The following is a 25,585-nucleotide window of genomic DNA, read 5'->3' as shown; positions in this document are numbered from 1 at the left end:
GGATCAGTCCTCCACCGTGATCAGGCCGCCGCGGCGGCGCATCAGCAGCGCGGTGAACGCCATGGACAGGGCGAAGAGGACGAGCGCGACGACACAGGCGGAGCCGGTGTCGAAGCGCTGGAAGCCCAGGTTGTAGACGAGCTGGGGGAGGGTCAGCGTCGACTTGCCCGGATAGCCGGGCTCGTAGATCTGGCCGGCGCCGGCGCCGATGACGCCGCTGGCCGTCTTACCGGCGATGAGCGGCTGTGTGTAGTACTGCATGGTCTGGATGACCCCCGTGACCACGGCGAACATCACGATGGGGGAGATGTTCGGCAGCGTGACGTAGCGGAACCGCTTCCAGGGCCCCGCGCCGTCGAGTTCCGCGGCCTCGTACTGCTCCTTGGGTACGTCCAGGAGTGCCGCCATGAAGATGACCATGAGGTCGCCGATGCCCCACAGGGCGAGCAGGGTCAGCGCCGGCTTGGACCAGGACGGGTCGTTGAACCAGCCGGGCTGCGGCAGACCGAGGTCGCCGAGCACCTGGTTGACCGGTCCCGTACCGGGGTTGAGCAGAAAGGCGAAAGCCAGGGTCGCCGCCACGGGCGGGGCGAGGTAGGGGAGGTAGAAGGCCGTACGGAACAGACCCGCCCCCGTCTTGATCTTGGTGATGAGCAGTCCGATTCCCAGGCCGAAGACCACCCGGCACGCCACCATGATCACCACGAGCCACAGGGTGTTGCGCATCGCGGCCCAGAAGAACGGGTACTGCGTGAAGACATATGTCCAGTTGGTGAGGCCGTTCCAGGTGGGCGGCCGGAAGCCGTCGTACTTCATCAGCGAGAAGTAGACGGTGGAGACCAGTGGATAGACGAAGAAGACGCTGAAACCGATGAGCCACGGGGAGAGGAACGCCAGCGTACGCATCCCCTCCCGGCGGCGCTTCGAGCGAAGCGCCGCCGAGTGGCCGTGAAGGATCGTCATGACCTACGGGCCTACTTCGCCTGGGCGATGTCGGTGTCGATCTGCTCGGCCGTCTTCTCCAGCCCGGCGTCCAGGCCCTTCTCCTTGCCCGACTCGTAGTCGTAGGCGAAGTTCTGCAGGGTGTCCTGGTAGGCGCTGCCGTTGATCGCCGCGGGTGTGGTGTTGCTGTCGGGGTTCTCGGCGATCTTCACGAAGGCCTGCATCGCCTGGTCGTCCTCGAGCTTGGGGGACTTCAGCGCCTCGAAGGTCGAGGGGATGTTGTTGATGGCGTTGGCGAAGGACACGACCGCGTCGGTGTCGGTGGTCATGTACTTCACCAGCTCCCAGGCCGCGTTCTGCTTGCCGCTGGTGCTGGCGAGCCCGATGACCGTGCCGGTCAGGAAGCCCTTGCCGTAGGTGTCCGCCTGGTCGTCCGGCACGGGGAACGGCGCGACGCCCCACTCGAAGTCCACGCCCGCGTCCTCCATCATGCCGCCGCGCCACTCGCCGTCGATGTTCATGGCGATCTGGCCGGTGTGCAGCGGGTTCTGCGCTGACCACTCGTCACCGAAGGTGGAGCGGTACTTCTCCAGCTTCTTGTAGCCGCCGAGCGCCTTCACCATGTCCGACTGCCAGGTCAGCAGCTCCTTGAAGGCCGGGTCCTTGGCGACGTTCGACTTGCCGGAGGCGTCGAAGTACGTGGGGCTCCACTGCGCCGCCAGGTGCGGCACGGTGACCTCGTAGCCGTGGAAGTTCGGCATCCAGCCGAGCTGGGAGTAGCTGTCGCCCTTGGTCTTGGTCAGCTTGATCGCGTCGGCCTTGAACTCGGACAGGGTCTTGGGCGGGGACGTGATGCCGGCCTTCTCGAACGCCGTCTTGTTGTAGTAGAGGCCGTACGCGTCACCGAGCAGGGGGAGTGCGCAGCGCGTCCCCTCGAACTGGGTGTAGTCCAGCATGGGCTTGGGGAACGTCTTGGCGGTGTCGATCTTCGACTTCTTCAGGAACGGGTCGAGGTCGGCGAAGACCCCGGACGAACAGAACTTGCCGACGTTGCTGGTCTCGGGGGATGCCACCACATCGGGGGCGTTGGATCCGCCGGCGCGCAGCGCCTGGTTCACCTTGTCGGCGTCGACGTTGCCGACGACCTTGACCTTGATGTTGGGATGCGCCTTCTCGAAGGCCGCGACGTTCGCCTCGATCGCCTTGACCTCGGTGGGAGCGCTCCAGGGGTGCCAGAAGGTGATGGTGGACGGCTTGCCGGCGTCGTCGGTCGCGCCGGAGGTGCTGGAACCGGTGCAGGAGGTGGCGGTCAGGGCGAGCGCGGTGACCGCGCCGGCGAGGCATACGCGGGAGATTCTGGGCATGGAGAACTCCTTGGGAGCAGGGACCGGATCGGGGAGGGAAGGTGTGTCTGGGCGTGCGGGGTGTAGGGGCCGTGCGGGGGTGTAGGGGCCGTGCGGGGTGCAGGGGAGGGGGGATGTATCGGCATGTAGTGGTGCGTACCGGGCCGTGCGAGGGTGTGCTGAAGCACGGACGGGCGGGCGATCAGTGAGTTGATTACGTGAACAGGCGTGCGCGCGGCGGTGGTTGTCCGGGGGGAAGGGCGTTCGAGGGGAGGGTGCGCGTGCCCCGGGTCACGGGGCGTCTGAGGGTGCCGGGGTGAGGGGGAGGACCAGGCCGTGCCCGCGGATCAGGGGGTGCGATCCGTGGTGTCGAATACCTCGTCACGGGTGGCCCCGAGGGCCGACTGCAGGGCTCCGCACAGCACAGGATGGTCCGGCATCGTGCTGAGCCGGATCACGGGTCTGGGTACGGCCAGTTCCGCCAGCTCGGACTGGATCAGGGAGCGCAGCTGCTCCCCTCCGGCGGTGATCACGGCGCCGGCCAGAACGATCAGTTCGGGGTCGACCACCGCGACGATCGCGGCGAGTCCGGTCGCCAGCCGGGTGGCGTACTCGGCGAGCACGGCTTCCCCTGCTTCGGGCGTACGTGCCGCTTCGGCGACCACCGCCGCGGCCTTCTGCGTGAGGCTTCCGCCGGGCGGAGGAGTCAGACCGTGGTCGCGGGCCAGCCGCAGGATGGCCCGGCGGCCCGCCAGCTCCTCGAAGCCGCCCGCGTTGCTGCGGGCGACGTTGCGTACCAGCGGCGCTCCGGGCAGCGGAAGGAAGGCGACCTCGCCCGCGCCTCCGGTGGCGCCCCGGTGCAGCCGGCCGCCGATCACGACGGCGGCACCGAAGCCCCTCTCCCCCCAGAGGAGGGTGAAGTTCTCGCACCCCTGCGCCTCGCCGATGCGCTGCTCGGCCACGGCGGCGAGGTTGACGTCGTTCTCCACCTCGAAGGGGAGGGGGCCCAGGGCCGCGGCGAGCTCCTCCAGCAGCCGGGGGGAGTGCCAGCCGGGCAGGTGGCTGGCGTAGCGCAGATTGCCGGTGGTGGGGTCGAAGGCGCCGGGTGTGCCGATCACCAGCCGGTGGATGTCGGTGCGGTGCAGCCCGGCGTCCTTGGCCGCGCCGTCCAGGGCGTGCAGCACCCGCTCGATGGCGCCCTGGGCGCTGCGGCCGGGTGTCGGCAGTTCGTAGGTGCCGACGGTGCGGCCGGTGATGTCGGCGACCGCGGCCCGGATGCCCGTGGGTGTGACATCGAGCCCGGCGACCCGGGCGGCGGCGGGATTCACCGCGTACAGCTGTGCGCTGGGCCCCGGCAGCCCCTCGCTGGTTCCGGTGGCGATCACGAGCCCGGCGGCCTCGAGACGGGCCAGCAGCTGGGAGGCGGTCGGCTTCGACAGACCGGTGAGCTTGCCGATCCTCGTCCGGGACAGCGGCCCGTGCTCCAGCAGGAGATCGAGCGCGGCCCGGTCGTTCATGGCGCGCAGGACGCGGGGAGTGCCCGGCGTACCGGTGGATACGGATCCGGTCCCTGCCATGCGTGTCGCCACCTGCCTTTCCGCTGCCCAGCTTCCCAGTGGCCCTGGCCGGAAGTCCATCCAGGGATCACCTCCCGGGCACTGTCGGCACTGTCGCGAGCACTGTTAGGAAAGTTTCCTATCGGTTGGGGAGGAAGGTAGGCCCGGGACGGAGAAGCCGTCAAGGCGCCAAGAGAAACCGCCCTTGCAGGAAACAGAGCCGTTACCTGCCGGGGCTGCGTGCACCGTGGCACTCCGGGCGCCACCGGGGCAGTGGTGGTGCGCGGACGCCTGTGGCTCTGTTGGGAATTCCCCTATAAAATAAGGGAGTTGATTTCTGGAGTGCCTGGTGCACTCATCAGCGCCACGGGGGCTTCTATGGCGACCTTCCACATCAAGCAGCAGAGCGGCTTCATTCAGAACGCCGATGTGATCCACAACCATGGTGGCCTGCCGGGCGATCTGACACAGACGCTGACCCAGCTCATCGAGGAGCTGCGCGGGCATACCACGGACAACGACGACCGTGCGGCCCAAGCGGCGGCCGAGCTCGTCGGTGCCCTGGAGGAGGCCTCCTCACCCACCGCGAGCCCGGGCCGCATCCGTGCCGGGCTGACCAAGGCTGCCGAACTCCTTGCCGGGGTCGCGGCGACCGCCGGCATCGTGGGCTCGCTGGAGGCGATCGTCGCCGCACTGCCACTCGGCTGACATGGCGGACTTCCACATCGGCAGCCAGCGAGCGGACCTGATCCAGAACGCGGACACCATCATCAACGGCGGTCCGCTGGTAGATCACCGGGCCGCCGCCGCGGCAGCACTCGAAGCGCGGGATTACGAAACGGCGATCGGCCATCTGAAGCGCGTTCTCGAGAGGGAGCCAGGCGACGGCGCGGCTCGCTTCCAGCTGGTGCTCGCCGCGCTCCGCGGCCGTCACCCCGACCGCTATGGCACACGGCAGATCCAGGGGCTGACAGAGCGACTCGTCCGGCTGGTGACGGACGAGCCCGACTGCCACCACGCCAAGGTGCTCGCGCTCATCATCAACGACGGTCTGCTCACACGTGGCAGCGGTCGGCCCAGCCCGCCGACGGCCGACACCCGCCGTCTCGTCTCACTCGTCGACCCGGAAAGAGGCCGGGAGATCCTCGACCACGTGCCCGTACCGGAAAGCCGGACAAGGGGCCTTCTCGACCGCCGGCTGCGCCGCGTGACACCTCGCTCGACATCCAGGGAGAACTGACGTGACCTCGACCGCGCGACCGCCTGCGCATTGGATCGCCCGTTACTTCATCGACCCGCCCGATCCGGCAGATCTGCAGGCCGCGCAGTTGAAGATGGCCCTGGGCGGCGGCGGTGCCGTCCTCGGACTGCTGCTGCTCGTAGCCGCAGACGGGGGCGCTTCCTTCCTGGGTTTCGTCGTGCTGGTGGCCGGTGCGATCTGCGGGCTGAAAGGCTGGAGTGCCAAGCGGGCGTACGATGCCGCCTACGCCATGGCCGTGCCGCGCCCCTCGGACACGGACATCGACCAGCTCATCGCCACGGACGCCTTCTCGATCGTGAACCGGTCGCTGCCTCAGCTCGGACTCACCCCCGACGACCTGGTGGCGCCCCGCGCCGTCACCGGACCCGGCGGAGCGAGCTTCGAGGACATCGCCGCCAAGACCGGAGCGCAGGGCGGCGCCGGCGGGCTGGGAGACAATCAACTGGCGGTCTGGGGCCCGGCGTTCCCCTGCCGCAGTGCCATCGGTGACGACGGCCGGATGCGCTATTCGCGCTACGAGTTCATGGTGATCTGCCCGACCCACTACCAACTTGCGATCTACCGCTGCGAGCTCGATCTGTTCTCGGGCCAGCTGCAGTCGGAGCAGACACATGAGTACCACTACCAGGACGTGGTGGCGGTGCGTACGGCGTCGGTGCCGCTGCACCGGCAGGGCATCTCGATCACGCCGAGGCCTTCACAGGTGGCGTCCTTCGCCCGATACGACACCGTGCGCCAGATGCAGATCATTGTCTCCAGCGGCGACCGCTCCTCCGTCACTCTCAGGGTTTCCAGCGCCGCCGACGTCACGGTGGACTCCAGCGACCCGCTGGACTTCCCCCAGGTGCTCGAGCGCGTACGCGCGACGCTCCGGGAGAAGAAGGGTGGCACTCACCAGCCGGACGAAGACCTGATCTGACCGTTTGGTGAGGCGGCACCCCGTCTCCGCCGGGAGGCGGCACCTGGATCTCCGGGTGCCGCCTCTCTGTGCAGGCTGCGTGCCGCGCCGCCCCCTACTTCGTCGGCGCGATCGGCGAAGCCGCCACCGACTGCGGCGACGTCGTCGACGCGTATGCCGACGGCGGCGCCATGCCCGCCGTCGGGTCGGCCGCCGCGCTCTCGTCCTCCGGCTGGGCCGGGAGGCCGCCGACGATACGGATGCCCGCCTCGTCGAACGCCCGCTTGATCCGCCAGCGCAGTTCGCGCTCGACGAGCAGGGCCTTGCCCGGCATGGTCTTCGCGGATACCCGGACGACCATCGAGTCGAGCATGACGCTGTCGAGGCCGAGGACCTCCACAGGGCCCCAGAGCCGTTCGTTCCAGGGCTCGTCCTTGGCCATGTCCTGGCCGACCTCGGCCAGGACGGTCTTGACCCGGTCCAGGTCCTCGGTCGGGCGGACCGTCACGTCGACGCCCGCCGTCGCCCAGCCCTGCGAGAGGTTGCCGATGCGCTTGACCTCGCCGTTGCGGACGTACCAGATCTCGCCGTTCTCGCCGCGCAGCTTCGTCACCCGCAGGCCCACCTCGATGACCTCGCCGGAGGCCACGCCCGCGTCGATGGTGTCCCCGACGCCGTACTGGTCCTCGAGGATCATGAAGACACCGGAGAGGAAGTCCGTGACCAGGTTGCGCGCGCCGAAACCGATCGCGACACCCGCGACACCGGCCGAGGCCAGCAGCGGCGCCAGATTGATCTCGAAGATGCCGAGGATCATCAGCGCGGCCGTACCCATGATCAGGAAGGACGCGACCGAGCGCAGCACCGAGCCGATGGCCTGGGAGCGCTGGCGGCGCCGCTCCACATTGACCAGCAGTCCGCCCAGCGCGGTGCCGTCCACGGCCCCCACGGTGCGGTTCATGCGCTCGATCAGCTTGGTGATCGCACGCCGGATCACCACTCTCAGCACCGCGGCGATCATGATGATCAGCAGGACGCGAAGGCCGATGCTGAGCCAGGTCGACCAGTTCTGCTCGACCCAGCTCGCGGCGTTGGTCGCTTTTTCCTGAGCGTCCTCGAGTGTGACCTTCTTCGGATCCGACGACGAGGATCCGGCGGCCGGCAGGACGGACAAGAACACGGCAGGTACCTCCAGGCGTAGCGGCCTGCCCGGGCCGTCCGGAGACAGCGGTCGCAGGGCGTTCTGGGACGACGGTCGCACGGTGCGCACCGCTCGGGCAGACACACCACACTAACGGGGCATTGTGTGTGGATCGTTGTGATGTTCGAGGGAGAGACTGTGCTCACCAGGGGATGAAGGAGGTAGGGCGACCGCGCGCCCCTGGGCGGTGTGGCCGACTGCACACGGCCGCCCGCCCGGAAGGAGTGTGGCCGACCGCACACTTCCGCGGGACCATCCCCGGAATCGCTGGCCGAACCACAGGCCGACGGGTTCGAGCGGCACCTGGAGCAGGGCGTGCGGGGAAAACTCCCTCATCCCGTTACCCGGACATGGTGGCGCTTCGACCAGGCATGAGGTCAGACTGACAACAGATCGTCCCGGCGCGAGCCACGCGCCGCCGGCGTACAAGGAGGCATCCGTGCCGCACGTCCTGGTCCTCAACGCGTCGTACGAGCCACTCGGCGTCGTACCGCTCCGCCGCGCGCTCGTCCTCGTCCTCGAGAACAAGGCCATCTGCCTCGAGGAGTCCGGCGCCTTCATGCACAGCGCGACCGTCACTGTCCCCGCACCCAGCGTGGTCCGGCTCAAGCGGTTCGTCCGGGTCCCCTACAGGGGGCCCGTTCCTCTGACCCGGCGGGCGCTCTTCGCCCGCGACGGCGGCCGGTGCATGTACTGCGGTGGCGTCGCAACCAGCGTCGACCACGTCATCCCGCGCAGCCGTGGAGGCAAGCACGTCTGGGACAACGTGGTGGCGTCCTGCCGCCGCTGCAACCACGTCAAGGCCGACCGGCACCTGCGGGAGCTCGGCTGGCGGCTGCGACACCAGCCCGCCCCGCCCACGGGACTCGCGTGGCGCATCATCGGGACCGGCCATAGGGACCCGCGCTGGCTGCCGTACTTGCAGCCGTACGGCGCGGAGGACGCGATGGCCCGGATCGACGGCATCTCTGCCTGACGGATCCGGGCCTTCGTGTTCCCCTGTCGGCAGGTCGCCCGGGTGACGCTTGTCTCTTCCGGGCGACAGGCCGTCGGGCGCGCAGCACTGCCTCCACCGCGGCCCTAGTGCCGCACCGCAGGATCCGGGCTGCCCATCGCCTGGCTGACCGCAGGCAAGAAGTCGGCAAGAAGTCAGGGCGGAATGGAGCGGCCTCGCCCAGGGGCTTCCTCCTTCGGCGGCTTAGATGCGGCGGGGGTGGCCGGGAGAGTCGCAGTCTTCAGCTTGCCCCGTGGCGGGTGAGTAGCTCTGTATAGGCGCTCTCGGCGGCGCGTCCGGGGGCGGTCCCCGCGGGCGTGTGAGCGAGGAACGTGTCCGTGGATCCGGTATGGAGTATCTGCCCCTCGTACAGAACGGTGACGTGGTCGGCTTCCTCGGCGAGGTCGGCCACGTCGTGCGTGGACATCAGCACCTGGACGTCACCAGCGAGAGTGCGCAGGATGTCTCGAAAGACCCTCCGCTGCCGCGGGTCCATGCCTGCGGTGGGCTCGTCCAGGAGCAGGACCCGCGCGTTGTGCACCAGCGCGCCGGCCACGCCGATCCTGCGCAACTGGCCGCCGGAGAGCTGGCTGGTCCTGGTGTCGGACAGCTCGGAGAGCTCTACCCGCGCCAGGGCTCGCTGGGCCTGCTCCCATGCCACGTCGCGTTTCATGCCTTTCAGCCAGCCGATGTAGGCGACGTACTCACGTGCCGTGAGCGAGGGCATCGGCGTGATGTCCTGCGGCATCCAGGCCACGTGCTGACGGTACGACTTCGCATGGGATGGGACGCCATCCAAGGTCACGGTGCCGGTGCCAGGACGGTGGACTGAAGCGGCAAGCTTCAACACGGTGGACTTCCCGGCGCCGTTGGGGCCGAGCAGGACCGTCAGGCCTTCGGGGAGCCGGTAATCGAAGTCGCGCAGGACTGGCGGCTTACGGCGGCTGTACGTGTAGGTGCAGGCGGCCAGTTCCAGGGTCATTTCAGGGTCCTTGAGGAGGTGTGGAGCTGGACGGCGATGCCGATGAGGAACGTCAGGAGTGCGCCGACGGCGGCGTGGGGCGCGAGCGGCGGCTCGGGGACGATGGTCCAGGGGCGGGGGTCGTTTCCCGGACGGAAGCCGCACAGGACGGTGGTGATCAGCCAGGCCACCGGCATCATGACCGCAGGGCGGCCCATCAGTGGGCGCGCACAGAGCATCAGCCCCGTGAGGAACATGGAATTGCGGCCCACCGTGTAACTCGACGAGGAGCCGAGGGCAGCACCGAGCCCGATACACAGGAGCGTCGTCAGCGCCACAGCGGCGATGACGAGTGCAGCGTCCATGGCCTGCACATGACGAGTGCCAGTGGCTTCCGGACCGGGCAGGCGGGATTCCAGACTGGTCATGAGCCCAGCTACCAGAGGAATGGGAATAAACAGTGCCAGCACGACGGTTCCGGAGGCTACAGTCAGGGAAGGCAGCCTGACCGTACCGTCCTGGAATATCAGCGCAAGTGCGGCGACGGCTGCCAGGGAAGCGGCCACGACGGTGTGGACACGGCGTGCTTTGAACCACCACATTGTCACGCCTTTTCGTCACAGGCATTGTTGATTATCTTTGCGAACCACTGTGCCTGCTGTTCGACTGGCAAGAGCCGTGTCTTGGCAACCACTTTCTGGGTATCCGCCCACGAACCTGCGGTGTCGTCGGTTGCTGGCTCTCCCTGCTGAGACACCCATTTGCGATACGAATCTGACAGGTGAGTGACCTCGGCCGCCCAGAGCATTGCTGGACGGGCTGCAGCAAAGTCTGGCCGGGTGCAAGGGAACCGCACAGCGGCTCCCAGAGTCTGGAAACGTACGCTCCCCCGCTCTGCTGCGGCGGTCAGCGGCAGCCGCCAGGATTTTGCGGTCGACGGCCGACTGAATCGTCCGTCCACCACCCGGTCGGTGATGACGACCGGAGAGGTATTTATCCCAGCCGCCTCGAGACCGTTCAGGACCGACACGACGTCGCGCCGCACTTTCGGCAGGTGACTGGCTGTCGCTTCGGGCATGCAGACCTTAGGCGACTCGCCCAAACAGGCCATCTCTGCCTGGCCGACTGTGAGCGGAGGGTTGTAACTCCAGTCCCGGGCGATCTCGTAAGCGCCGACTGGCCCTGCTAGAGCAATGGCAAAGCCGAGTGTGATGCGCGCAAGCCCCGACCGCAGTGGTAGCCACAGAAGTGAAACGCCTGCTGCAATGCCCCAAGTCAGCAGGATGTGAGGTGTCAGTGAGATAAGGCTGGGTACTTCGCCAAACATCAGATCAGTGGGGTACTGGCCAGAAACATGTCGCAGCCAAGGCGGATCAACCGCCCAACTGAAAGCCACCATCACCCAGATAGTGGCGGCCACGATGGGGGCAGCAATGACGTGCGAGACGCGCATGCCGATCGCGAAACCGAGCACCGCATGTCCGGCGCATACAAGGATTGCCATCGCCAGCAGCCGCAGGCTGTCCAGGGTGGGAAAGGTTGTGTACTGCACCAGCGCCAGTGTGGTCGGCAGGATCAGCACGATCCACGAAGTACCCAGCACGGGGAGCAGGGCATGCGCGGCGACCCGGTAACGCGAACGCGCTGGGGAAAGTGCCCAGATGCCGGCACTGCGAAGTCGACCACTCTCCCATGTGGCCAGCGATCCTGCGAAGGCATACGCAATAGCGTACAAAGGAAGGATCGGAGCGCTGGTAATTGCTGGCGCAAAATGGAGGGCGTTAGGGGGTGCGGTCGAGTTGGCCGCAAAGTAGTAAAAGAGGGATAGCGCGATCGCAAACGGCAGGGCCCACAGTGCGCAGCTGGCTCGCAGGCTGGTGCGAAGTCTCATCAAGGCATCTTTCAGGCCAACGGGGCAGGAGAATCCGGGGGCGGACGCCGTCGGAGCCCGCCCCGGATATATGTACGCCTGCGTCTACTAGTCTGCGGCGGTGGTGTCTACGGATGTCTTGTAGACGGAGAGCGTTCCTGATGAACCGCCACCGATTTCCATGATCTGGAAATAGTATTCGCCTGACGGGAGGTCGTGCCACTCGCCCATGCTCAAGTAGTTATTGCCCTTGAAGCATTCCGTGAACGTTTTGTCGTCATAATATGGGTCCGGGGCAAAGGATATGTCCCGGTAGTACCTCATGTTCGTGCTGGAGCTTCCATTGGAAGCGGAACAGTCTTGGAGCCATAGCTGTGAGTACTGTTCGTCGGCCCAGCGTTGGGACTCGTAGCCAACGCCTTCTCCGCTGATGGAGCCGGTCCAGTTGGCGTATGCGGCTGGTGCGCCTGCCAGTATGAGTGCCGAAATGATTCCGGTAGCGACGGCAACTTTTTGTTTCGTGGTCATTCTCGCGGGCACGCGACCCCCCAGGGTGCAAGGTGTGGGAACTTCTCCAGAGAGTGGATTTCCAGTGAACGCTCAGAATGTATGAGGTAGGCGTGTGCACGTCAATCGACCTGTTGGATTGCGTCGAATGTCTATTATGGCCTACGGCGATTCTGGCCCTTTGTGGGAAGTCGCACCCGGACCCCCGTTTCCGGGCATTCTTCGGTTTCTCAGGTGAACTGTGTCGGAGCGACAGTTAAGCCGCACTGACTGCAGCGGAGAGCTAAGGTCCCGGGGCTAATTTGCTGCTTTGTTCGCCACTTCGTACGCCTCCACCGACCACAGTGAGTAGCCGAAGCGCGTGGCTCGTTTTTCGCCCCGTACGCGGACGAAGCGGGTGCCCGGCGCGTCCATGCGGATCGTCTCGCGGCCGCCTTGGCTGTCCCGCACGGCCGCGGCGGTCCGCCACGTCCTGCCGTCCGACGAGACCTGGATGCGGTACGCCGATGCGTAGGCGTTCTGCCAGTGCAGGACCAACGCGCCGATGCGGGCCGGCCTGCGCAGCTCCAGCTGCCACCATGCGCCGTCGTCGGCGGGCGACGACCAGCGGGTTTCCGGGTCGCCGTCGACCGCCGCCGACGCCGGGAAGTCCGCGGTCTCGTCGCCGGACGAGCGGGCGGCGGCGCCCCGCGCGAGGTCCGGGCCCCCGGTGGGCGGGCAGGCACGCACGACGACGGTGCGCGTCGTGTCCCCGAACGTGACGCGAATCGGGTACGTCCCGGCCGGTGTCCCCTCCGGGACGGTGACGTGCAGCGGCACGGTCACCGCTGTGCCGCGGGGCAGCGTCGTCTCCCGCGGAACCCGCACGACGACGCCGCGCGGCGCCCGCACGGTGACCCTGTCCCGGACGTCTGCGGGGCGCCGCGGCGTCAGCCGCAGGCTCAGCCGCTGGGTGGCGCCGCCGACCACCGCGTCGGTCTCGTGGGTGAGCTGCGCCTCGGCGGCGGGGGAGTCGGCGAACCAGGGGACGAGATGCTCGACGCTCACCCCCCGCCTGAGGGACCTGGCGCTCCCTTCTGCGGGGCCGGTGACCCGCACCGCGTCGGCGCGCAGCCCTCTCGCCGAAAGCTCCGTCCAGCCGCCGGCCGCCAGCCCGCCGAGACGGCGCCAGCCCTGGCCCGGGATGTGCGCCTCCACGGTGCCGGGGGTGCCGGGGGCTGTCATCGCGGTCACCGCGGCCAGCGGGCGCACGCGCGCGAAACGGATCGTGCCGCCCCGCACGGCATCCTCCTGCGCGGATTGCTCCGTCGCGGCCGGCTCCTGGGCGACCCCGGACCACCTCGCGTACGCCTGCTCGGCGTGCCTCAGGAACGGGCCGAGTACGCCGCTGCCGACCGTCACCCGGTCCGCGGCCGCCCCGCCGCCCAGCAGGCCGGCCTCCCGCTCGCCGGCGAGCCGGGCGAGTACCCGCGCCCCCCGCCAGGCCGCACCGCCGTCGCCGCGCGCCTGCGCGAGCAGTATGTCGACGGCCGTCTCGCCAGCCGCTCCGTAGCGCCCCAACTGCTCGATCCAGGGCTGCACTTCGCCGCCCAGCGCGGTGCCGGACAGGCGCCCTGGGGTGTGGCGCATCACCGAGAACGCCGCCCGCAGCCGCCGCGCCGCCGCCTCGTTCCGCGCGTCGTCCTGCACCGTACGGGCCTGCCAGAACTCCTCGATGAGCGGCCTCAGATACGCGGACTCGTCGGCGCCGAGTACGGATGAGGCGTTGTTCCCGGCCAGCGCGCGTACCGCCTCGCGGGTCTTCTCGTCGCCGCCGGCGAGGTCGTCGATCGCGGCCGGCCAGGACTCCTGCGGCCGATAGTTCCGCGGGTTCCAGGCGTAGTCGGCGACCGTGAACAGCGGCAGGCGGGAGGCCGCGGGCTGCGCCATCGCGTTGGCGAGAAGCGCCGCGGAGCCGGTGGCCACGGCCGGTTCGCGACCGGTGTAGGGGCCGAGGAAGATGCGGTCCTGCGCGTAGTCGTTGACCGGGTAGTTGTCCATCGTGACGAGCGGATGCCGGGAGCCGAACGCCCGCTGTGCCGAGGCGAGTTCGGGACCTGTGATGGTCCTGGGTACGACGCCTACGCCCGTCCAGGCCACCTCTACACCTTCGTCGAGGGCGCCCGACAGCGCCGTGCGGTAGGCGGTCCGCCCGTCCTGGTAGTACTCGGTCGGCATCAGCGACAGCGGGGCGGAGCCCGGGTGGCGCTTCGCGAGATGCCGGGCCACCGCGTTCGTCACGCGCGCGTGCGCCTTCGCGGCCGCTCGGGGCCCGGAGCCGAAGGCGGCGGTGTCCTGTTCGCAGTGCCACTCGCTGTAGCTGACGTCCTGGAACTGGAGCTGGAAGGCGCGTACCCCCAGCGCCCACATGGCGTCCAGCTTGCGGATCAGGACGCCCAGGTCGCTGTCCGACGACAGGCACATCGCCTGGCCCGGCGCCACGGCCCAGGCGAGCGTCACATGGTTGCGGCGGGCCCGCTCGGCGAGCGCGCGGAAACCGGCGCGCTGCGCGGTCGGGTACGCCTCACGCCAGCGCGTCTGGCGGTACGGGTCGTCGCCGGGTGCGTAGAGATACCGGTTCTGCTTCGTCCGCCCCATGAAGTCCAGCTGGGCCAGCCGCTGCCGCGTCGTCCAGGGCGTGCCGTAGAACCCCTCGGTCATGCCCCGTACGGCGGTGCCGGGCCAGTCGCGCACGACCACACCGGCGATGCGGCGCCCGGTCACCAGCTGGCGCAGCGTCTGCACCGCGTGGAACAGGCCGTCCTCGCCGGCCCCCGAGACCGCCACTGTGTCACGACCGCCGACGCGTCCCACGGCCAGCCGGTACCCACCGGCCGGCAGATCGCCGCGCTCGGCGGCACCGAGGGCCCGGAGGGAGCCCCCGACTTCCCCGCTACCCCCGCGCGGGCGGCCGGCGCCCGGCCCGGCGCTCGCGCGGGCCGCCTCCTCGCGCGCGCGGATCACCAGCCCGCGCCCGGCGGGGAGCGCCGCACCGTCCCGAACCTCCGTGATGCGCCGGGCGCCCGCCTTGCGCAGCAGGGCGCGCACAGCCCGCATCGCGTACGGATCCGTGCCGCTGGGCGCGGCCAGGGTGACGTCGTCGGTGATTGTGGCCGCCGCGCCGCCGGCGCGCATCGACTGGGGGCGGGGCCGGACAGACGGGAGAGCCTTCTCCGCCGGAAGAGCCTTCTCCGCCGGAGACGTCTCCGGCGGAGGAGACGTCTCCGTCTCCCGCCCGCGGTCATCGGCCGAGGCCGCGGACGGCACATCCGGCCGCGGGGAAACCGTCGCAGCCTCCCGAGGCTGCGGGACCGTCGCAGCATCCGGCAGCGAAGAACCCGCCGTAGCGCCCCGCGGCGGAGGAATCGCCGCAGCGCCCGGCGCGCCCGCCCCCAGCGCACCAGCGACGACGGCGCACGCGATGGCAGCCGCCCTCTTTCCGCGTCCCCTGCGGCCGAGCTGCACGGGCTTTCTCCTCGTCGGTCAACTGCGTTCCACTTGCCGCTCATCGAGTCGTCACAGGCCGAGTCGTCACAGGCCGAGTCGTCACAGGCCGAGTCGTCACAGGCCGAGTCGTCACAGGCCCCGAACGGTGACAGAGAGCCCACCATTCACCCACGCAGAGTGTCAACGAGCGTGGCCGCTGTGGCGCAGTTGCTCCAGGGAGTTGCGGCCTCGGCGCCGCGCCCACTGGATCAACTCCCGCCCGCGGAACAGAATGTGACCAGGACCACGTTGATCGACCCAATACGTCTGCGGTCGCGCCCACGGGGTATGGGCTGCCTGACCATGCACGCCCGGCCATGCCGGGGAGATGCCCGGCCCACGACAAGGAGGCCCTTGTGGCCGCATCGGCGAACCTTCTGCTCTCCGCCCTCTCCAAACCCATGGACCTGTCAGAGGTCATCCCCGCCCCGGCCAACGCGCCGGACGAATGCATGTGCTTCACCGCCGAAGGCGCCTGCGCGGAGGCGCCCCTCACCAGCGAACCGCCCCTCGCGGCTGCCGCCCCGCTGACCAGCGAGCCGCCGCTCGCCGACGTCGCCCCGCTCACCAGCGAACCCACCCCCACCGGCGCGGCCGCGTCCCAGGACCCCATGGGAGCGTAGATGCCCCTTGCCCGGCTCGCCGCGCTGCACGGCGTCGCCACCTCGTACTCCCCGTCGCCCGGCCGGACGGTCCAGGCGCCGGACTCCGCGGTCGTCGCCACGCTGGCGGCGCTGGGCGTCGACGCGAGCACGCCCGAGGCCATCGGGCACGCGCTCGAGGCCCGGGAGGCCGAGATACGGGAGCGGCTGCTTCCGCCGACGGTGGTGGCCCGGCCGGGACGCGAGCCCGCCGCCGTGGCGGACCTGCCGCCGGGCACGAGCCTGCGGATCGAGACGGAGCAGGGCGAGACCCGGGCATCCGCCCTGGGCCTGCCGCCCGGTGTCCACGCGCTGCACGCCACCGCTCCCGACGGCCGCACCGCCCGGGCGCATCTGGTCGTCGCACCGGATCACGTGCCGGGTCCGTCGGGCCGGACGTACGGGCTGCTCGTCCAGCTGTACTCGCTGCTCTCGGAGCGCTCGTGGGGCATGGGCGACCTCGGCGACCTCACCGAGCTCGCCGCCTGGGCGGGCCGCTCGCTCGGGGCGGGGTTCGTCCAGGTCAACCCGCTGCACGCGGCCGTACCCGGTGCCCCGACCGACCCCTCGCCGTACCGGCCCTCGTCCCGGCGGTTCCCGGACCCGGTCCATCTGCGCGTCGAGGACATCCCCGAGTACGCGTATCTCGCGGGACCCGACCGTGAGAAGGCCCAAGGGGTGCTGGGGCGGGCCGCCGCTCTGCGGGCATCGGTCCTGGACAAGGGCGCCCTCATCGACCGCGACGCAGTGTGGGCGCTCAAGCGGGAATCGTTGGAGCTCGTGCGGAACGTGCCGCTGGGCCCGGGCCGGCGGGCCGCCTACCAGGACTTCCTCGCCGCCGAAGGGCAGGCGCTGGAGGACCACGCCACCTGGTACGCGCTGGCCGAGGTGCACGGCCCGGACTGGCACACCTGGCCCGAGGGCCTGAAGGACCCGCGCTCGGCGGAGACCGCACGCGCCCGCGAGGAGCAGCGGGACCGCGTCGACTTCCACACCCTCCTGGCCTGGCTCACCGACGCCCAGCTCGCCACCGCCCAGCGCACGGCGCATGACGCGGGCATGCCGATCGGGCTGGTCCACGACCTCGCCGTCGGTGTCCACCCCGGCGGCGCGGACGCCTGGGCGCTGCAGGACCACCTTGCGGCGGGCATGACGGTGGGCGCGCCCCCGGACGCGTTCAACGCGCGCGGCCAGGACTGGGGCCTGCCCCCCTGGCGCCCGGACCGGCTCGCCGCCTCGGGCTACGCCCCGTACCGCGACCTGCTGCGCGCCCTCTTCCGGCATGCCGGCGCCCTTCGCGTCGACCACGTCATGGGCCTCTTCCGGCTCTGGTGGATCCCTCAGGGGCAACCCCCCACGGAAGGGACGTACGTCCGCTACGACGCGGAGGCGATGCTCGCCGTCCTGGCGCTGGAGGCGGACCGCGCCGGCGCCCTCGTCATCGGAGAGGACCTCGGCACCGTCGAGCCCGGCGTGCGCGAGACCTTGCACGACCGCGGCATCCTCGGCACCTCGGTGCTCTGGTTCGAGCGGGACTGGGACGGTACGGGGCTGCCGCTGCCACCGGAGGAGTGGCGCGCCGACTGCCTGGCCACCGCCACCACCCACGACCTGCCGTCGACCGCGTCCCGGCTCACCGGCGACCACGTCGGACTCCGCGCCGAACTGGGCCTGTTGACCCGCCCGGTCGACGAGGAGCGCGCCGAGGCCGCCACCGACGTCGGCGAATGGCTCGCACTGCTGGCGCGGCTCGGGCTGCTGCCCGACGGCCCGGTCGACGAGGAGGAGCAGATCCGCGCCGTCCACCGTTTCCTGCTGCGCACCCCGGCCCGCATGATCGGCCTGTGGCTGCCGGACACGGTCGGCGACCGGCGCCCGCAGAACCTGCCGGGCACCTGGGACCAGTACCCGAACTGGCGGCTGCCGATCGCGGACGCCGAGGGCCGCCCTGTCACCCTCGAGCAGCTCGCTGCGTCGCCCCGGCTGCGTGCGCTGATCGATGTGCTCAGGGCCTGAGGATCGACGTGCTCAGGCCCTGAGAGCGCGCCGAGCGGGCTCGTACGGCACCCCGGGCGCGCGGCCCGTTCGGCGGTTCGCTACGTTGGCACCGTGGACAAGAAGAACGCCCTGCGCGCCGGCGCCCTGGCTGCCGGTACGACGCTCATGATGCTGCTGATGTCGTCCCCCGCCTCCGCGCTGGTCCCTGACGACGGCGACGACCCGGGCCCCGGCCTGAGCGTGATCGAGACGCTGGGCCTGTACGTCGTGCTGCCGATCGTCATCTTCCTAGCGATCGCCGGTCTTGTGATGGTGGGCGACAAGTCCCGCAAGCAGCAGAAGCAGGGCTGACCCCCAGGGCCTCCGGCCCGCCCGATCGCTTTCGTCGAGGGCGCCTCTCCGCGTACACCGTGCGGAGAGGCGCCCTCGACGTGTCCGCACGCCTTTCCCCGTTCCGTCCCGCCGCCTTACGGCTTGTCCGCCGTCAGGTAGCGCTGCACCGTCGGTGCCAGCCAGTCCACGATCTCCTCGCGGCTCAGTGCGACGGTGACCGGAAAGCGCAGGACGTAGCGGGTCAGGGCCATGCCCAGGATCTGTGACGCCACCAGCGCGGCGCGGGCCGGAGCTCCCGCATCGGGGGAGGCCTGCCGTACGACCGGCAGCAGCTGCTCCTTGAAGATCTCCTGCATGCGCTCGGCGGCCGCCGTGTTGGTGACGCCCACCCGCAGCAGCGCCGTGAGCACCTCGTTCTCCTCCCACATGTCGAGGAAGTGGTTCACGAGCGTCCGGCCCACGTCCTGCGAGGGAGTCCCGTCCAGGTTCGGAAGGTGCAGGTCGAAGACGCAGGCGGCCGCGAAAAGCCCCTCCTTGCTGCCGTAGTAGCGCATCACCATCGACGGGTCGATCCGCGCGTCCTTGGCGATGGCGCGGATGGTGGCGCGTTCGTATCCCTCGGCGGCGAAGCGCTCGCGGGCAGCCGTCAGGATGGCGGTACGGGTGGCGTCGGAGCGGCGCGGGCGCCCGGACGGACCCGTGCCGGCGGGTGCGGGTGGGGAGACGCTTTCGGACATGCCAACAACCGTAGGCCAACGGCTGTTGACAGTCCATAGCCGGAGTCGTACGTTAGCCAACAAGCGTTGACCAACAGGTGTTGGCATCAGGGAGGCCGCCATGAACGGCAGGACCGGATCGACTCAGCGCAACGACCAAGACCGCGACGACGACCGCCGGGTCATCGTCGTCGGCGCCGGCCCCACGGGCCTGCTGCTGGCCGGCGATCTCGCCGAGGCGGGTATCCCCGTCACGCTGCTGGAGAGGCGGCCGCACGGCATCAGCAACCTGTCCCGCGCCTTCGTCCTGCACGCCCGCACGCTCGAACAGCTCGACGCGCGCGGCCTGGCGGACGAACTGGAGGCCAAGGGGCAGCGCCTCGACCGGCTCCGCCTCTTCACCCGCCTCACCATCGACCTCACCACCCTCCCGTCCCGCTTCAACCACCTCCTCGTGCTGCCGCAGTACGAGGTCGAGGCGGCCTTGGAGCGGCGCGCGGTCGAGGCGGGCGTGCGGTTCGCGTACGACACCGAGGTGACGGGTCTGACGCAGGACGCCGACGGGGTGACCGTCGAGGTGGGGGGCCCGGACGGCAAGAAGTCCACGCGGCGGGCCGCGTACGTGGTCGGTACCGACGGTCTGCGCAGCGCGGTCCGCCAGGCGATCGGTCAGCCCTTCCCGGGCAAGTCGGTCATCCGCTCGGTCGTCCTGGCGGACGTGCTGCTCGCCGAGCCGCCGGAGACCCTGCTGACTGTCAACGCCGTGGGGGACGCCTTCGCCTTCATCGCCCCCTTCGGCGACGGCTATTACCGCGTCATCGGATGGAACCGCGGCCGCGACGTCCCCGACAGCGACCCCGTCGACCTCGAAGAGATCAAGGAGATCACCCGGCTGGCCCTGGGCCGCGACTTCGGGATGCACGACGCCCGCTGGATGTCCCGCTTCCACAGCGACGAGCGGCAGGCGCCCCAGTACCGGGTGGGCCGCGTCTTCCTCGCCGGGGACGCCGCGCATGTGCACACCCCGGCCGGCGGCCAGGGTATGAACACCGGGCTGCAGGACGCCGCGAACCTCGGGTGGAAGCTCGCCGCGGTGCTGAACTGCCACGCTCCGGAAGGCCTGCTGAACACTTACCAGACCGAGCGGCACCCGGTCGGCAAGGCCGTGCTGCGCTCCAGCGGCGGAATCGTGCGGCTCGCGATGGCGAAGTACCCGTGGACGCTGGCGGCCCGCGCCGCGCTCACCGCGTTCCTCGGCATCGCGCGCCCCGCCCGCACCAAGATGGTCGGCCAGATCACCGGCATCGGCTACGCGTACCCGGCGCCGCGCGGCGCCCACCCGCTCACCGGCAAGCGCGTCCCGGACGTGGCCCTGGAGGGTGGCCGCCTCTACGAGGCCCTGCGGGGCGGGAAGTTCGTCCTGATCACCGCGGCCGACGCCACCGCCATCGACGCCGGCGACCGCAAGGACCGTCTCACAGTGACCCGTTGGACGAGCGACCGCCGCACGACGCTGCTGGTGCGGCCGGACGGGTACGTGGCGTGGGCGTCGGAGTCGGCGGACGCGACGACGATCGAGGACGCGGTCGCCACGGCTGTGGGCAGGCGTTCCGCGGTGGGGGAACAGCCCACGACGGCGGGCAACTGAACGTCGTACGTAAGCGTCAGTCGCTGCTCGCGCCCGCGAGCAACTTCCGCAGCAGGTCGGCCAATTGGCCGGCCTGCTGTTCGTCGAGCGCCGACAGCGCCTCGGTCTGCACCTGAAGGCCCGCGACGACCGCCTCCTCGACGACAGCCAACCCCTTCTCGGTGAGCGTGACTTGGAGCGCACGCCGGTCGTGCGGGTCGGGGGAGCGGCGCAGCAGCCCGGCCCGCTCCAGCTTGTCGAGGCGGCCGGTCATGCCGCCGGTGGTCAGCATCAGCGCCGCGGAGAGCTGGCGCGGCGAGAGCGTGTACGGCTTGTCGGCCCGGCGCAGTGTGGCGAGCACGTCGAACTCGCCACGCGAGATGCCGAAGGGGGCGTACACCTTCTCGACGCGGTCGCCCATCGTGCGCGCGAGCCGGTAGACGCGGCCGAAGACCTCCATCGCGGTGGTGTCGAGATCGGGCCTGACGGTGGCCCACTGCTCGATGATCGCGTCGACGGCGTCCTTGACCTGCTCGGTCGCCTTGTCCTGCGGGGTGGTCTTCATGGGAAAAGTATCGGCGCAGGTTCGATCGGCGGCAAGAAACTAACTCGGCAGCAAGTATCCATCTACTAATCCACTTGCTCAAAAGTAGCTTAGTGCTAAGCTACTCAGTGTCGAGTCGAGCCACGCGCCGGAGGGAACCGTCGGGATGAAGCGCGCCACCACCGTCCTGTTCACCGCCCTCGCCCCCGTCTCCTGGGGTTCCACCTACGCCGTCACGACGGAGTTCCTGCCGGCGGACCGTCCACTGTTCACGGGGCTGATGCGCGCCCTGCCCGCGGGAGTCGTCCTGCTCGCGCTCACGCGAGTCCTGCCGACCGGTGCCTGGTGGTGGAAGGCGGCGACGCTCGGCGCGCTCAACATCGGCGCGTTCTTCCCGCTGCTCTTCCTCTCCGCGTACCGGCTGCCCGGCGGTATGGCCGCGGTGGTCGGTTCGGTGGGCCCGCTGTTCGTCGCGGGTCTGGCCGCACTGCTGCTGGCCGAGCGGCCGACCCAGCGCACCTTGCTCACCGGCATCGCGGCGGCCTTCGGCGTCAGCCTGGTCGTCCTCAAGGCCGCGTCGTCGCTGGACCTCATCGGCGTACTGGCCGCCCTGGCCTCGACCGCGTCGATGGCGACCGGAACCGTACTCACCAAGCGATGGGGGCGCCCCGAGGGCGTCGGCCCACTCGCACTCACCGGCTGGCAGCTCACCGCGGGCGGCCTTCTCATCGCGCCGCCGGCGTTTCTGATCGAGGGCGCCCCGCCCGCGCTCGACGACCGCAACATCGCCGGCTACATCTATCTGGCGCTCGCCAACACCGCGATCGCGTACTGGCTCTGGTTCCGAGGCATCGGCCGCCTCACCGCCACACAGGTCACCTTCCTCGGCCCGCTCTCCCCGCTGACCGCCGCGATCATCGGCTGGGCCGCCCTCGGTGAGGTGCTCACGCCGGTGCAGCTGGTGGGCATGGCGATCGCGTTCGGCGCGACGCTCGTCGGTCAGGTGCGGCCGCGTGCCTCGACTGCCCGGGGCGTCCTGTGGATCACGTCCGTGGAGCAGGGAGTGGAGCAGGGCGCCCAACGGATCCGCTCCTGATGACGAGTGGGGTGCCCCTCGGGCCGAGGGGCACCCCACTCACACACGTACGAAGAACTACGCCGCCGCGTCCGCAGCCTGCGCTTTCAGCGCCCTCTCGATGCCCGCGCGGGACTCCGAGACCAGGCGGCGCAGGGCCGCGTTCGGCTCGGCGGAGGCCAGCCAGGCGTCCGTCGCGTCCAGCGTGGCCTGCTCCACCTGCAGCGCCGGGTACAGGCCGACCGCGATCTGCTGGGCCATCTCGTACGAACGGGACTCCCAGACGTCCTTGACCGCGGCGAAGTACTTCTCCGTGTAGGGGGCCAGCAGCTCCCGCTGGTCCGTCTGCACGAAGCCGGCGATCACGGCCTCCTGCACGGCGTTCGGGAGCTTGTCGGACTCGACGACCGACGCCCAGGCCTCCGCCTTGGCCTCGACGGTCGGGCGGGCGGCCCGTGCGGTGGCGGCGTGGCGCTCGCCCGCGGCGGTCTTGTCCCGCTCGTACTCGGCCGCGATCTCCTCCTCGCCGAACCGGCCGGTGGCCGCGAGCCGCTCCACGAACGCCCAGCGCAGCTCGGTGTCGACGACCAGACCCTCGATCGTCTCCGTGCCGTCGAGAAGGGCGGCTAGCAGGTCGAGCTGCTCGTCCGTGCGCGCCGTCGCTGCGAAGGCGCGGGCCCACGCCAGCTGGTGGTCGCTGCCGGGCGCGGCCGCCCGCAGGTGCTCCAGCGCCGCATCCGTCCACTGCGCCAGACCCGTCTCGCGCCAGGCCGGGGCCGCGTACAGGTCGATCGCCAGCTTCACCTGGCGGTGCAGCGACTGGACCACGCCGATGTCCGACTCCTTGCCGATGCCGGACAGCACCAGCGACAGGTACTCGCGGGTCGGCAGTTCGGCGTCGCGCGTCATGTCCCAGGCGGAGGCCCAGCACAGGGCGCGCGGCAGCGAGGCCTCGAAGTCGCCGAGGTGCTCGGTGACGGTCTTCAGCGACTCCTCGTCGAGCCGGACCTTCGCGTACGAGAGGTCGTCGTCGTTGAGCAGCGCGACCGCCGGACGGCGCTTGCCCACCAGCTGCGGTACGGCGGTCAGTTCACCGTCGACATCCAGCTCGATGCGGTCGTCGCGCAGCAGCTTCCCGCTCTCGTCGTCGATGTTGTACAGGCCGATCGCGATGCGGTGCGGGCGGAGGGTCGGCTCACCCTTGGCACCGGCCGGGAGCGCAGGAGCCTCCTGGCGGATCGCGAAGGACGTGATCACACCGTCCGCGTCCGTCTCGATCTCCGGCCGCAGGATGTTGATGCCGGCCGTCTCCAGCCACTTCTTCGACCACGTCTTCAGGTCACGCCCGGAGGTCTCCTCCAGCGCGCCCAGCAGGTCGCTCAGCCGCGTGTTCCCGTACGCGTGCTGCTTGAAGTACGCCTGCACGCCGCTGAAGAACTCGTCCATGCCGACGTACGCGACGAGCTGCTTCAGGACTGAGGCGCCCTTCGCGTACGTGATGCCGTCGAAGTTGACCAGGACGTCGTCCAGGTCGCGGATCTCGGCCATGATCGGGTGCGTGGACGGCAGCTGGTCCTGGCGGTACGCCCAGGTCTTCTCCGAGTTGGCGAAGGTCGTCCAGGAGTGCGGCCAGCGGGACTCGGGCGCGTACGCCTGGCAGGCCACCGAGGTGTAGGTGGCGAACGACTCGTTCAGCCACAGGTCGTTCCACCACTCCATGGTCACGAGGTCGCCGAACCACATGTGGGCCAGCTCGTGCAGGATGGTCTCGGCGCGCCGCTCGTACGCCGCGTCCGTCACCTTCGAGCGGAACACGTACTGGTCGCGGATGGTCACCGCGCCCGCGTTCTCCATCGCGCCCGCGTTGAACTCCGGCACGAAGAGCTGGTCGTACTTCTTGAACGGGTACGCGTAGTCGAACTTCTCCTGGAACCACTCGAATCCCTGGCGCGTCACCTCGAAGATCGCGTCCGAGTCGAGGAACTGCGCGAGCGAGGGCCGGCAGTAGATGCCCAGCGGCACGCTCTGCCCGTCCTTCTCGTACACGCTGTGGACCGAGTGGTACGGGCCGACGATCAGCGCCGTGATGTACGTCGAGATGCGCGGCGTCGGCTCGAATGTCCAGACGTCGTCCTTCGGCTCGGGCGTCGGCGAGTTGGAGATCACCGTCCAGCCGCTCGGCGCCTTCACGGTGAACTGGAAGGTGGCCTTCAGGTCCGGCTGCTCGAAGCTCGCGAAGACGCGGCGGGCGTCCGGCACCTCGAACTGGGTGTAGAGGTAGGCCTGGTTGTCGACCGGGTCGACGAAACGGTGCAGGCCCTCACCGGTGTTCGTGTACGCGCAGTCCGCGACGACCCGCAGCTCGTTCGGCCCCTGCAGCAGGCCCGCGAGCTTGATGCGCGAGTCGGCGAAGACCTCGGCCGGGTCCAGCGCGTCACCGTTGAGCACGACCTCGTGGACCGTCGGCGCCACCAGGTCGATGAAGGTCTCGGCCCCGGCATCGGCCGCGTCGAACCGCACCGTGGTCACGGACCGGTAGGTGCCGCCCTCCTGCGCGCCGGAGAGGTCGAGATCGATCTCGTACGAGTCCACGGTGAGCAGCTTCGCCCGCTGCTGCGCCTCTTCACGGGTCAGATTCGTGCCAGGCACGCGGTCATCTCCTCGGGTCCTCGGTGCGTCTTCACTTCCACCGTTTTCCGTTCATCCTTGCACGCCGGGCCGGGTTCACCCGATCGTGGCGAAAGACAGCTACCTTGGATTTGTCGGCCGCCGCCGTTCCTACGCTGAGCGGGAAAGGAGGCGCCGCGATGACCCTGATGCACCACGAAACTGTCGAGGACGTCATGCGGAGCAAGGACGGGCACGAACTGCTGCGCTTTCTGGAGACGCTCCCCGAGCTCGATCAGCTGAAGATCGAGCTCATCGACGGAAAGATCGTGATGCAGGCATCGGCGGCACCGTTCCACAACCGCATCGTGACCAAGCTGGCCACGCAGTTCGACGCGGCGGGCTGGGAGGCCCTCCCCGAGCAGGCCCTGATCTCCGAGATCTCGAGCTTCGAGCCCAAGGCGGATCTCACCGTCACGACCTCCGAGGCGATCCAGGACAACCCGAACCCGTTCCCCGCGTACCGGGTGGACCTGGTCATCGAGGTCGTCTCCTCGGACAGGGACAGCGACTACATCAAGAAGCGCATGTGGTACGCGATGAGCGGGATCCCGCTCTACCTGCTCATCGACCCCAACGAAGGCCTCATCGAGCTGCACTCCAAGCCGGAGAAGATGACCTACCGCAGGGTCGACCCGTACCAGTTCGGCGATGCCATCGAGCTGCCGGAACCGTTCTCGTTCGCGGTCGACACCTCGCAGTTCAAGCTCTACCCGCCGAAGCTGCCGTGATGGGCGAAAACGAGGTCGAGGGTCAGGTGCCGGGGCGTTCATGGCGCGAGGTACGTGCAGAAGCCATGGAGCGCCATCCGTGGCTCAACTCTCCCGAGGCCGAGCAGGCGCGTGCGCGGATGCGCGCCGAGACCACCGCTCTGATCTGTGGGGACGATGACTGAGGGGCGGCCACCGGTCGGTGGCCGCCCCCTT

General features: G+C 69.6%; 23 protein-coding genes. 11 read left to right on the top strand and 12 right to left on the bottom strand.

The genetic code is table 11. The features are described from left to right. Window positions 1-3: 3 nt before the first annotated feature. The 3 genes from H1D24_RS26545 to H1D24_RS26535 form a co-directional block, all read right to left on the bottom strand. On the bottom strand, window positions 4-963 hold the full coding sequence (locus H1D24_RS26545; protein WP_181660209.1) for a carbohydrate ABC transporter permease: 960 nt from the start codon (window positions 961-963) through the stop codon (window positions 4-6). Window positions 964-974: 11 nt separating this feature from the next. After that, window positions 975-2,306, bottom strand: coding sequence for an ABC transporter substrate-binding protein (locus H1D24_RS26540; protein ID WP_181660208.1), 1,332 nt, complete (start codon window positions 2,304-2,306; stop codon window positions 975-977). A 326-nt stretch (window positions 2,307-2,632) separates the two neighbouring features. Beyond that, window positions 2,633-3,862, bottom strand: a complete 1,230-nt coding sequence (locus H1D24_RS26535; protein WP_181660207.1) for an ROK family transcriptional regulator — start codon at window positions 3,860-3,862, stop codon at window positions 2,633-2,635. Between the two features lie 357 nt (window positions 3,863-4,219). On the opposite strand from H1D24_RS26535, the gene H1D24_RS26530 reads away from it, so the two are divergent. From H1D24_RS26530 to H1D24_RS26520, 3 genes are read left to right on the top strand one after another with little or no spacing between them, the layout of a single operon-like run. Continuing rightward, window positions 4,220-4,549, top strand: a complete 330-nt coding sequence (locus H1D24_RS26530) for a hypothetical protein (RefSeq protein ID WP_181660206.1) — start codon at window positions 4,220-4,222, stop codon at window positions 4,547-4,549. A gap of 1 nt (window position 4,550) precedes the next feature. After that, entirely contained in the window at window positions 4,551-5,081 is a 531-nt protein-coding gene (locus H1D24_RS26525) for a tetratricopeptide repeat protein (RefSeq protein WP_181660205.1), read from the top strand. Window position 5,082: 1 nt separating this feature from the next. Beyond that, a complete protein-coding gene (locus tag H1D24_RS26520) occupies window positions 5,083-6,021 on the top strand; it encodes a hypothetical protein (RefSeq protein WP_181660204.1) in 939 nt (312 codons plus the stop codon). 94 nt (window positions 6,022-6,115) lie between these two features. Here H1D24_RS26520 and H1D24_RS26515 read toward each other — a convergent pair whose 3' ends face one another. Beyond that, complete coding sequence (locus H1D24_RS26515; RefSeq protein WP_181660203.1) at window positions 6,116-7,180, bottom strand: mechanosensitive ion channel family protein; 1,065 nt, start codon at window positions 7,178-7,180, stop codon at window positions 6,116-6,118. Between the two features lie 460 nt (window positions 7,181-7,640). On the opposite strand from H1D24_RS26515, the gene H1D24_RS26510 reads away from it, so the two are divergent. Further along, window positions 7,641-8,177, top strand: coding sequence for an HNH endonuclease (locus H1D24_RS26510; protein WP_067273458.1), 537 nt, complete (start codon window positions 7,641-7,643; stop codon window positions 8,175-8,177). A gap of 259 nt (window positions 8,178-8,436) precedes the next feature. Here the strand turns inward: H1D24_RS26510 and H1D24_RS26505 are convergent, their stop codons facing one another. The 5 genes from H1D24_RS26505 to H1D24_RS26485 form a co-directional block, all read right to left on the bottom strand. Then, window positions 8,437-9,177, bottom strand: coding sequence for an ABC transporter ATP-binding protein (locus H1D24_RS26505; RefSeq protein ID WP_181660202.1), 741 nt, complete (start codon window positions 9,175-9,177; stop codon window positions 8,437-8,439). Then, window positions 9,174-9,722 carry a hypothetical protein gene (locus H1D24_RS26500; RefSeq protein ID WP_181660201.1) on the bottom strand — a complete coding sequence of 183 codons (549 nt, stop codon included), beginning with the start codon at window positions 9,720-9,722 and terminating at the stop codon, window positions 9,174-9,176. The genes H1D24_RS26505 and H1D24_RS26500 overlap by 4 nt, the downstream gene beginning before the upstream one ends. A gap of 38 nt (window positions 9,723-9,760) precedes the next feature. Then, window positions 9,761-11,047, bottom strand: coding sequence for a hypothetical protein (locus H1D24_RS26495; RefSeq protein ID WP_181660200.1), 1,287 nt, complete (start codon window positions 11,045-11,047; stop codon window positions 9,761-9,763). Window positions 11,048-11,134: 87 nt separating this feature from the next. Beyond that, the gene (locus H1D24_RS26490; RefSeq protein WP_181660199.1) at window positions 11,135-11,554 is read right to left on the bottom strand and encodes a hypothetical protein; all 420 of its coding nucleotides are present in this window, start codon (window positions 11,552-11,554) and stop codon (window positions 11,135-11,137) included. A gap of 276 nt (window positions 11,555-11,830) precedes the next feature. Continuing rightward, complete coding sequence (locus H1D24_RS26485) at window positions 11,831-15,037, bottom strand: beta-N-acetylglucosaminidase domain-containing protein (protein WP_181660198.1); 3,207 nt, start codon at window positions 15,035-15,037, stop codon at window positions 11,831-11,833. Window positions 15,038-15,414: 377 nt separating this feature from the next. Between H1D24_RS26485 and H1D24_RS26480 the strand changes: the two genes are divergently transcribed. From H1D24_RS26480 to H1D24_RS26470, 3 genes are all read left to right on the top strand, one after another. Further along, window positions 15,415-15,681 carry a hypothetical protein gene (locus H1D24_RS26480; protein ID WP_181660197.1) on the top strand — a complete coding sequence of 89 codons (267 nt, stop codon included), beginning with the start codon at window positions 15,415-15,417 and terminating at the stop codon, window positions 15,679-15,681. After that, window positions 15,682-17,715: a 4-alpha-glucanotransferase gene (malQ, locus tag H1D24_RS26475; RefSeq protein WP_181660196.1), complete on the top strand. Its 2,034-nt coding sequence runs from the start codon at window positions 15,682-15,684 to the stop codon at window positions 17,713-17,715. 93 nt (window positions 17,716-17,808) lie between these two features. Further along, window positions 17,809-18,048, top strand: a complete 240-nt coding sequence (locus H1D24_RS26470) for a hypothetical protein (protein ID WP_181660195.1) — start codon at window positions 17,809-17,811, stop codon at window positions 18,046-18,048. Between the two features lie 116 nt (window positions 18,049-18,164). On the opposite strand, the gene H1D24_RS26465 is transcribed toward H1D24_RS26470, so the two are convergent. Beyond that, on the bottom strand, window positions 18,165-18,767 hold the full coding sequence (locus H1D24_RS26465; protein ID WP_181660194.1) for a TetR/AcrR family transcriptional regulator: 603 nt from the start codon (window positions 18,765-18,767) through the stop codon (window positions 18,165-18,167). A gap of 100 nt (window positions 18,768-18,867) precedes the next feature. Here H1D24_RS26465 and H1D24_RS26460 point away from each other — a divergent pair, with 100 nt between their 5' ends. After that, window positions 18,868-20,394, top strand: a complete 1,527-nt coding sequence (locus H1D24_RS26460) for an FAD-dependent monooxygenase (RefSeq protein ID WP_181660193.1) — start codon at window positions 18,868-18,870, stop codon at window positions 20,392-20,394. 16 nt (window positions 20,395-20,410) lie between these two features. Here H1D24_RS26460 and H1D24_RS26455 read toward each other — a convergent pair whose 3' ends face one another. Beyond that, entirely contained in the window at window positions 20,411-20,938 is a 528-nt protein-coding gene (locus H1D24_RS26455) for a MarR family winged helix-turn-helix transcriptional regulator (RefSeq protein WP_181660192.1), read from the bottom strand. A 145-nt stretch (window positions 20,939-21,083) separates the two neighbouring features. Here H1D24_RS26455 and H1D24_RS26450 point away from each other — a divergent pair, with 145 nt between their 5' ends. Then, window positions 21,084-22,013, top strand: a complete 930-nt coding sequence (locus H1D24_RS26450) for an EamA family transporter (protein WP_181660191.1) — start codon at window positions 21,084-21,086, stop codon at window positions 22,011-22,013. 57 nt (window positions 22,014-22,070) lie between these two features. On the opposite strand, the gene pepN is transcribed toward H1D24_RS26450, so the two are convergent. After that, window positions 22,071-24,641: an aminopeptidase N gene (pepN, locus tag H1D24_RS26445; RefSeq protein WP_181660190.1), complete on the bottom strand. Its 2,571-nt coding sequence runs from the start codon at window positions 24,639-24,641 to the stop codon at window positions 22,071-22,073. Window positions 24,642-24,799: 158 nt separating this feature from the next. On the opposite strand from pepN, the gene H1D24_RS26440 reads away from it, so the two are divergent. Both H1D24_RS26440 and H1D24_RS26435 read left to right on the top strand, forming a co-directional pair. Next, entirely contained in the window at window positions 24,800-25,390 is a 591-nt protein-coding gene (locus tag H1D24_RS26440) for a Uma2 family endonuclease (RefSeq protein WP_181660189.1), read from the top strand. Beyond that, window positions 25,390-25,554 carry a hypothetical protein gene (locus H1D24_RS26435; RefSeq protein ID WP_181660188.1) on the top strand — a complete coding sequence of 55 codons (165 nt, stop codon included), beginning with the start codon at window positions 25,390-25,392 and terminating at the stop codon, window positions 25,552-25,554. Before H1D24_RS26440 ends, H1D24_RS26435 begins: the two co-directional genes overlap by 1 nt. Window positions 25,555-25,585 lie beyond the last annotated feature (31 nt).

Source organism: Streptomyces himalayensis subsp. himalayensis (genome assembly GCF_013778455.1).
Taxonomy (GTDB): Bacteria; Actinomycetota; Actinomycetes; order Streptomycetales; family Streptomycetaceae; genus Streptomyces; species Streptomyces himalayensis.
The sequence above is the reverse complement of the archived record's forward strand: the minus strand, read 5'-3'. Positions and strand labels throughout refer to the sequence as shown.

Bases quoted from the DNA above. Each gene is read 5' to 3' on its own strand.
- H1D24_RS26530 (WP_181660206.1), top strand. From the start codon at position 4,220: ATGGCGACCTTCCACATCAAGCAGCAGAGCGGCTTCATTCAGAACGCC.
- H1D24_RS26525 (WP_181660205.1), top strand. From the start codon at position 4,551: ATGGCGGACTTCCACATCGGCAGCCAGCGAGCGGACCTGATCCAGAAC.
- H1D24_RS26495 (WP_181660200.1), bottom strand. From the start codon at position 11,047: ATGAGACTTCGCACCAGCCTGCGAGCCAGCTGCGCACTGTGGGCCCTG.
- H1D24_RS26465 (WP_181660194.1), bottom strand. From the start codon at position 18,767: ATGTCCGAAAGCGTCTCCCCACCCGCACCCGCCGGCACGGGTCCGTCC.
- H1D24_RS26490 (WP_181660199.1), bottom strand. From the start codon at position 11,554: ATGACCACGAAACAAAAAGTTGCCGTCGCTACCGGAATCATTTCGGCA.
- H1D24_RS26440 (WP_181660189.1), top strand. From the start codon at position 24,800: ATGACCCTGATGCACCACGAAACTGTCGAGGACGTCATGCGGAGCAAG.
- H1D24_RS26545 (WP_181660209.1), bottom strand. From the start codon at position 963: ATGACGATCCTTCACGGCCACTCGGCGGCGCTTCGCTCGAAGCGCCGC.
- H1D24_RS26535 (WP_181660207.1), bottom strand. From the start codon at position 3,862: ATGGCAGGGACCGGATCCGTATCCACCGGTACGCCGGGCACTCCCCGC.
- malQ (WP_181660196.1), top strand. From the start codon at position 15,682: ATGCCCCTTGCCCGGCTCGCCGCGCTGCACGGCGTCGCCACCTCGTAC.
- H1D24_RS26505 (WP_181660202.1), bottom strand. From the start codon at position 9,177: ATGACCCTGGAACTGGCCGCCTGCACCTACACGTACAGCCGCCGTAAG.
- H1D24_RS26455 (WP_181660192.1), bottom strand. From the start codon at position 20,938: ATGAAGACCACCCCGCAGGACAAGGCGACCGAGCAGGTCAAGGACGCC.
- H1D24_RS26460 (WP_181660193.1), top strand. From the start codon at position 18,868: ATGAACGGCAGGACCGGATCGACTCAGCGCAACGACCAAGACCGCGAC.
- H1D24_RS26540 (WP_181660208.1), bottom strand. From the start codon at position 2,306: ATGCCCAGAATCTCCCGCGTATGCCTCGCCGGCGCGGTCACCGCGCTC.
- H1D24_RS26450 (WP_181660191.1), top strand. From the start codon at position 21,084: ATGAAGCGCGCCACCACCGTCCTGTTCACCGCCCTCGCCCCCGTCTCC.
- H1D24_RS26435 (WP_181660188.1), top strand. From the start codon at position 25,390: ATGGGCGAAAACGAGGTCGAGGGTCAGGTGCCGGGGCGTTCATGGCGC.